Genomic DNA, 6,802 nt, shown 5'->3' with positions numbered 1-6,802 from the left:
GTTATAAAGATTTACTCTTTATAGCACAAAGAAGTGGGTTAATTCTTGTATTTGACATAAAGCTTGAGAAAACCATTGCTACTTTAAGTCATCACCAAAAGGGAGTATTCGATCTAAAAACCATTGCTTATAAAAACGAACTTTTAAGTACCGGAGAAGATGGAACAGTGGCTGTATGGTCGCTCAGTGATTTCTCATTGCTATATAATTTCCCTGTTTTACACAATACAGTTCGTACCATTGCGATAAGCAATTCAGAAGAAGAAGTTGCTTTTGGTTGTAAAGATGGAATTATCAGAGTTTACAATTCTTTGGATTATAGCTTAAAGATTGAGTTGAGCAGTCATAAACTCCCAATCACTTCATTGCAATATGCTCCGAATGGAGCATCTTTAATTTCGGGTGGCCGTGATGCACAATTAAAGGTATGGAACTTACCAAACTATGAATTGGCAAATAACATAGCAGCACATATGTTCAGTGTATACACTATCGCCTTCCACCCTACTCAGCCTTATTTTGCTACCTGCAGTCAGGACAAGAGCATTAAGCTATGGGGAGCCAATGATTTCAAACTATATAAGATCCTTAGTTTAGAAAAAAATACGGAGGGCCATTTCCATTCTATTAACAAACTCATCTGGAGTTCAGATGGTAAATACCTGATCTCTACAGGCGATGACCGACAGGTAATGGTTTGGGAGTTTAATTCTTAAAGTATACTATTTTTTTAAGGAAAGTTTGTTTAAATTGGAGGCTACTAAGTATAAGTTATGSCCAAAGAACATCTATATCAAACGAGTTTAACATGGACAGGTAATAAAGGTTCAGGAACAATGGACTACCGGTCTTACGAAAGAAGTTATATCATATCAATAGACCATAAAGCGGATATCCAGGGATCATCAGATTCGGCATTTTTAGGGGATAAAACCAAACACAATCCAGAAGATTTGTTGGTTTCATCATTATCATCATGCCACATGCTTTGGTTTTTACATCTATGCTCTCAAAATGAGATCATAGTATTGGATTATACCGACAATGCCGTAGGAAAAATGGCCGAAGAACCTAGTGGAAGCGGTCATTTTACCGAAGTTATTTTAAACCCTGTGGTGGTAATTAACAATGAGGACCACATAGAAAAAGCGAATTCATTACACGAACAGGCAAACAAGATGTGCTTTATTGCTAATTCTTGCAATTTCCCCGTATCCCACAACCCTAAATGTATAGTAGAAAAGGGTTAAATTGATCGAGCTTAACTTAGAATCGTTAAGTTAATCGCTTAATGATTCTAAGCTTATGAGAATATCTTCCTAATTCAGCATTGTAAATACCCTGATTATCCATTGGATCTATCCTGACTTTACCTGAAGCGTGAATTATATCAGTTGCATTTAACATAATACCAACATGAATAATGCGACCATCTTCATTATCGAAGAAAGCTACATCCCCTGGTTTAACTTCAGGCAAAAAATCAACTGTGGTACCTTGTTCTGCCTGCTGCCATGCATCTCTGTTTAACTGTATCCCGTTTAGTTTAAAAACGATCTGCACAAATCCGGAACAATCCATTCCAAACAAATTTTTGCCCCCCCATAAATAAGGAACGTTTTGAAAGAAAAGTGCCGTATTTATAACATCGATTTGGTCCGAAGGAGGAACTACTGTTGGACTAAATAAAACCTTGTACTTTTCAGTGCCTATACTGCAATAACCATTATTAAACGAAGGAAGATTACTACCTGGAGAGATATAATATTTACTGCCCTGCTCATCTGTTATTACATTCCCTATTTCGGCCGGGGCCAGGTATTTGCAACTATGATTACTTACGAACTCTTCTAACGATACTTCTGTTAACTGCTTAAAGTCTAACCAACCCTCATATCCATCGAAAGCATTGCGTACTTGCCACCACTTTTCATTTCGTTGCAGTATCTCCACATGATCTCCAAAAAGCAATTGAGATGCAATTTCAGCTCTGTCTGATGGTTCAGATCTTAAGGGTGCAACTGCCACCCTACATATTCCATAGTATTGTTCCATAGCATAAAATCAATGGTATAAATGTAAACTTTTGCACAGTTATTTTGTTATTTTTATAGTATAAACCTTAATCTATAAGACGATGAACCTCAAAAAAATTTTAATTGCTGTTGATAATAGTACTTGTTCAGAAAAAGCAGCAAAAGTTGGTTATGAAGTAGCGAAGACGTTTGGCGCAGAGGTTGCACTTGTCAACATTATAGAACCCGTGCCTGCGAACATCAGCCCTGACTTAACACTGGCCCCTGTTTTTCTGGAAACTTACGACAACAGTGAAGAAAACAGTCATTTATTATTAAAAGAAATTGAAACTAAATTTAGTCATGGCATAGCTACCACCTATTTAAGCGTGGTTGATAGTGCTGCGCACGGGATTATACAGCAATCTGATGAGTACGGTTCTGATCTTATTGTAATTGGTACTTACGGCCGAACAGGTTTATATCATTTTTTAATGGGAAGTGTTGCTGAGCACGTAGCTAGAAAATCTGCATGTCCCGTTTTAATTGTTCCAAACAAGTATGAAGAAAAAGCTTAAATAAAAAAGGACACCCTTTGGGTGTCCTGTATAAATTTGATTATAAAAGCTAAAACTAGTTCTCTTGGTGTAACCAAGCTTTTTTAGCCAATAATTCTTCTTCTGTTTCGCGAACATCCTCGTCATCAACGCAGCAATCTACCGGACAAACCGCAGCACATTGAGGTTCATCATGAAAGCCTTTACATTCTGTACACTTATCTGAAACAATATAATAGACCTCATCAGAGGCTGCATCCTGTGCAGCTTCAGCATCTATTTGTTTGTCGCCAAAGTCGATAATACCATTTAAGTTAGTACCATCAGAAAATCTCCAGGCAGTGCCTGCATCGTAAATTGCATTATTTGGGCATTCAGGCTCACATGCTCCGCAGTTAATACATTCGTCTGTTATTTTAATAGCCATGTCTTCGTGTAAATCTATTGCTAAGGGTTACCTTTGCATTGCAAATATAACACTTAAACTTTAAAATTGTTGGAAATATGCCAATCCTTACTACGGAAAAACTAATTATTGCTTTAAAAAAACTTAGTGACTATATAGCCAATCCCGATCAGGGATTCAAAAACCTGATTTTAGCGGCTCAAAACAGCAATGCCTGGTTTACTATAGATGAGGTTGAAAGATCATTAAATGCTTTGCATAAAATGCTTAACCAACAAGATCTGGAAACCTGGTTCAGAAATATTACGATTAATAAAAACCCTAAAAAAGTTGGACTAATATTGGCAGGAAACATCCCTCTTGTAGGTTTTCATGATGTATTATCTGTTTTGGCAACCGGAAACATAGCGCTTATTAAGCTCTCATCATCTGACGATAAATTGCTGCCTGCCCTACTCGCTCAGCTAATTATTATTGAGCCTCAACTGGCAGATCATATTGTTTATGTTGAACGTTTAAAAGATTTTGATGCTGTGATTGCTACCGGCAGTAATAACACTTCAAGATATTTTGATTTTTATTTTGGTAAGGTCCCAAATATCATTCGAAAAAACAGGAATAGTGTTGCAGTCTTAAACGGACAAGAAAAGCCTTCTGAAATCGCATCACTTGGTCATGATGTATTTGATTACTTTGGGTTAGGTTGCAGAAATGTTTCTAAACTATTTATCCCGGAGGATTATAGTATCAAAGAGTTCTTTGAACCAATAGAACATTTCAAAGAAATTATTAATCATTTCAAATACAACAACAATTACGATTATAACAAATCTATTTACCTGGTAAATATGGCTGAGCACTACGATAACGGTTTCCTATTGTTAAAAGAAGATTCAGGAATGTCATCGCCATTAGCTGTATTGTATTATGAGCGTTATAAAAACATCGATGATGTTGCAACTAAGCTAAGGGCAGAAGAAGAAAATATTCAATGTGTAGTAAGTAACATCCCTTTTGAACTAAAAACCGCTGTATTATCATTCGGAGAAAGTCAGGTTCCAAAACTATGGGATTATGCAGATAATGTTGATACCATAGCATTCCTTAAAACGATATAAAAAACCCGGCATACTTAACATATAAACGATATATTAAGTATGCCGGGTTTTGCTTTTGATACAACCTATTATTTGTGTATTACGCCATTTAATTTAATGGTTATTAAATAGGTACCCAGTTGCTTAATCTGGAATCCAAATCTTGGATTGATACTAAATGTGGTTCCAGGAGGATGATTTGCCGGGAATGTAGTTAACGACGCAAACTTACTTGGTATTCTGTAGTACATTAGAAAATCTCCATATCCGCTAATTCTCTTTATCGGGAAAGGCGTAATCTCAAAATTACAAACCATCGAAGTATCTGTATACGTTACAGGGTTAAATTTCGCATAAGATTCAAACGTCGGCCTATCTCCTCTTTTGATGATCTCTCCTGTCTTAGGGTTAAATGGAACTCCATTTTGATCCACAATCTTTACAATTGCATTTGTACCCTGGTCACTGATTTTTTCAATGATCATTTCTGGATTAGCAGACAATGCGCCATTGTCAGTCGCAACTCCATTATCATTAAACCAGCTTGCTGCTATTGCATAAGGCTTAAACAATTCCGGATCTCTAAAATGAATTTCGCCAATGTTTTTAAACACCTTTGTCCCGCTCTCATTACTTACCTCTACGTCAAATTCATATTCAGATCTTGCTGGCAAAAATGCGGTTCCTGCATTAAACAGAAATTGTCCGCTAGGCAAAAACTCAAAAGGAGGCAGCATTTTCTTCTCTCTTTTCGCATTTACCTGCGCAATGGTAGTATCTACGTCCGGATCAATTGGCTGTTTGTAAACATAAACCTCATGTTCTGCATAAAATTCCTCAGCTTTTTGGCTTGTTCCTTTTTTTCTTACTTCCAGTAACTTAACTAAAACAGGAAGCGTTGACCCATCTAAATTTAGTGAGCTTGTTACTACTTTTACATTACCCTGTTCAATTGAAAAGGGGCTGTCTTTATAATACATTGTTTCTCCAATAAAACCTACAGGGATCTTTTTACAACCCACCCAGGCTAAACTTGCGCATACAATTAGTATTAGTGCATATCTTATAATTTTCATTTCGTTCAATTTAATTGAGTAAAAGATTTACCAGTAAAATTTGTGGGTATTATTTAATACGTGGAGTACCCCGTTGGTAGTCAAAATCCCTGAGGTCTGAACCAGCTCTATTATATCCCTGTCCTCATCCAGATAATCATCAGGAATTGGATTCGGGTCCAGACCATTCCTGATCTTGGTTAGATAAAGATACTGTGGTCTAGTGGTTACAAGCCCGGTATAGCTATCAACTTGTTTTAGTAAAATAGAAAAATCCTCGCCAGACAGACTCTTGAAAACTTTATTTTCTAAAGAAAGCTGCTCACGATTAATCTTACCGGTAAAAAGATGAGATCTTAGTGAATCTCTTAGCTCCGGAACAGGCAAACTATCCAACGTATACTTGATATTCTCATCCTGATACTTCTGTTGAATAATTAGTGTTCTTCTTGCCAGAAGTGCTTTAATTGAATAATCTGTAGGAGCAAAAAAGGTATTATTCCCGTTGATTTCATCTTTCAATCCAGCCTTATCAATAAGAACTACCAGGGTATCAAATAGAGGTTTGGTTTTAAGAAAATCATAAGTCGTCATATTTACATGTGGATCATGTAAATCGCCTCCGATGATATAGTCGTTCTTTTTACAGGCGGTAAATGCAACACAAAAAGCGACTAGAGTTAAAATGTATGATAATTTAATTTTCATGATATTTAATTTAAGTGACCAGGTTATCTTAATTTTCCGATCCAGTATTTATTTTGTGTCAATTGTTTATTATCAACAAATAATCCTCTGTTAATAGGCCATTTCCAACCTTCCTCATCGTATCTTGATTGAGGGAAGCGACTAGCATCAAGATAGTCAACCACCATCTTGTTTCGCACCATATCGTACCAGGTATGGCCTTCACAAAACAATTCGCGGAAAGTCTCATCAAATATTTCATATCTAAGATCTTCTCCACTTCCGGCATAATTCTCAAGATTAGACCTTCTTTTAACTTCATTTAAATCTGTGAGTGCCTGACCATCTTTATTTAGTAATGCATTACACTCTGCCCTTAACAACAACATTTCTGCTAATCGGAAAATGCTGATATTACAATCTATTACCGCACCTGTCTGGGCATTAGGATCTTTAAAAGTTAAATTCTGTTTGTTTTTACCAATGTATTTTGTGAGAATCATATCTTCAGGTTTAGACCTGTCGAAATAATAGTTATATCTCGCATCCGAATCATCAGCAAAAATTGCATTAACCATCTCCCTATCAAAAATGGTTGATTTAGACTGTCCTGGTATGTAAGGAATGCCTAGGGTATAATTATAAAAACCGCTTTCCTGATACTCGCCCTGACCGAAACTTGTATTGATCTCAAAGATGCCTTCTGATGATTTACCTTTAAATAATCTGGCAAAATTTGAAGCTGGCTCCAGCATGTACTTCCCAGAAGCGGTTATAGAATCTATTGCTGCAACCGCATTATTTAATAATCCTTGGTCAGCATCTTTAGTTACAAAATACTTCCATCTATTTAAATGAGCCATTAGCGCAAAAGCAGCACCTTTATCAGCCCTTACTATCTCCTCGTTACTGGTTTTCCAATTTAAAAGTTTAACTGCTTTATTCATGTCCACAACACAAGAATCTAAAACTGTAACCTCTGAGG

The 6,802-nt window shown here is 36.4% G+C and carries 9 protein-coding genes; 4 read left to right on the top strand and 5 right to left on the bottom strand.

Annotated features, from left to right (window positions below):
- Together AC1DG9_RS20825 and AC1DG9_RS20820 are read left to right on the top strand one after the other, a co-directional pair.
- Positions 1-716, top strand: a 716-nt coding sequence (locus AC1DG9_RS20825; RefSeq protein WP_477635172.1) for a WD40 repeat domain-containing protein, incomplete at its 5' end; no start/stop codon positions are given.
- A 57-nt stretch (positions 717-773) separates the two neighbouring features.
- Complete coding sequence (locus tag AC1DG9_RS20820; RefSeq protein ID WP_477635171.1) at positions 774-1,250, top strand: OsmC family protein; 477 nt, start codon at positions 774-776, stop codon at positions 1,248-1,250.
- Positions 1,251-1,275: 25 nt separating this feature from the next.
- Here AC1DG9_RS20820 and AC1DG9_RS20815 read toward each other — a convergent pair whose 3' ends face one another.
- Entirely contained in the window at positions 1,276-2,055 is a 780-nt protein-coding gene (locus AC1DG9_RS20815) for a C40 family peptidase (protein WP_337715638.1), read from the bottom strand.
- 82 nt (positions 2,056-2,137) lie between these two features.
- On the opposite strand from AC1DG9_RS20815, the gene AC1DG9_RS20810 reads away from it, so the two are divergent.
- On the top strand, positions 2,138-2,593 hold the full coding sequence (locus AC1DG9_RS20810) for a universal stress protein (RefSeq protein ID WP_172660704.1): 456 nt from the start codon (positions 2,138-2,140) through the stop codon (positions 2,591-2,593).
- 55 nt (positions 2,594-2,648) lie between these two features.
- Here the strand turns inward: AC1DG9_RS20810 and AC1DG9_RS20805 are convergent, their stop codons facing one another.
- Complete coding sequence (locus AC1DG9_RS20805) at positions 2,649-2,999, bottom strand: 4Fe-4S dicluster domain-containing protein (protein ID WP_048904300.1); 351 nt, start codon at positions 2,997-2,999, stop codon at positions 2,649-2,651.
- 77 nt (positions 3,000-3,076) lie between these two features.
- Here AC1DG9_RS20805 and AC1DG9_RS20800 point away from each other — a divergent pair, with 77 nt between their 5' ends.
- The gene (locus tag AC1DG9_RS20800; RefSeq protein ID WP_172660705.1) at positions 3,077-4,096 is read left to right on the top strand and encodes an acyl-CoA reductase; all 1,020 of its coding nucleotides are present in this window, start codon (positions 3,077-3,079) and stop codon (positions 4,094-4,096) included.
- A 68-nt stretch (positions 4,097-4,164) separates the two neighbouring features.
- On the opposite strand, the gene AC1DG9_RS20795 is transcribed toward AC1DG9_RS20800, so the two are convergent.
- From AC1DG9_RS20795 to AC1DG9_RS20785, 3 genes are all read right to left on the bottom strand, one after another.
- The gene (locus AC1DG9_RS20795) at positions 4,165-5,151 is read right to left on the bottom strand and encodes a DUF5007 domain-containing protein (protein WP_172660706.1); all 987 of its coding nucleotides are present in this window, start codon (positions 5,149-5,151) and stop codon (positions 4,165-4,167) included.
- 27 nt (positions 5,152-5,178) lie between these two features.
- The gene (locus AC1DG9_RS20790; protein ID WP_172660707.1) at positions 5,179-5,838 is read right to left on the bottom strand and encodes a fasciclin domain-containing protein; all 660 of its coding nucleotides are present in this window, start codon (positions 5,836-5,838) and stop codon (positions 5,179-5,181) included.
- Positions 5,839-5,861: 23 nt separating this feature from the next.
- Positions 5,862-6,802: RagB/SusD family nutrient uptake outer membrane protein (locus AC1DG9_RS20785; protein WP_477635170.1), on the bottom strand; the 941-nt coding region annotated here is incomplete at its 5' end.

The sequence above is a fragment of the Pedobacter sp. 05L430 genome, assembly GCF_056397585.1.
Note: the sequence above shows the minus strand (reverse complement) of the source record. Positions and strands in the feature narration are given on the sequence as shown.

Excerpts from the sequence above, each read along its gene's own strand:
- AC1DG9_RS20815 (WP_337715638.1), bottom strand. The coding sequence starts at position 2,055 with ATGGAACAATACTATGGAATATGTAGGGTGGCAGTTGCACCCTTAAGA.
- AC1DG9_RS20810 (WP_172660704.1), top strand. The coding sequence starts at position 2,138 with ATGAACCTCAAAAAAATTTTAATTGCTGTTGATAATAGTACTTGTTCA.
- AC1DG9_RS20805 (WP_048904300.1), bottom strand. The coding sequence starts at position 2,999 with ATGGCTATTAAAATAACAGACGAATGTATTAACTGCGGAGCATGTGAG.
- AC1DG9_RS20800 (WP_172660705.1), top strand. The coding sequence starts at position 3,077 with ATGCCAATCCTTACTACGGAAAAACTAATTATTGCTTTAAAAAAACTT.
- AC1DG9_RS20795 (WP_172660706.1), bottom strand. The coding sequence starts at position 5,151 with ATGAAAATTATAAGATATGCACTAATACTAATTGTATGCGCAAGTTTA.
- AC1DG9_RS20790 (WP_172660707.1), bottom strand. The coding sequence starts at position 5,838 with ATGAAAATTAAATTATCATACATTTTAACTCTAGTCGCTTTTTGTGTT.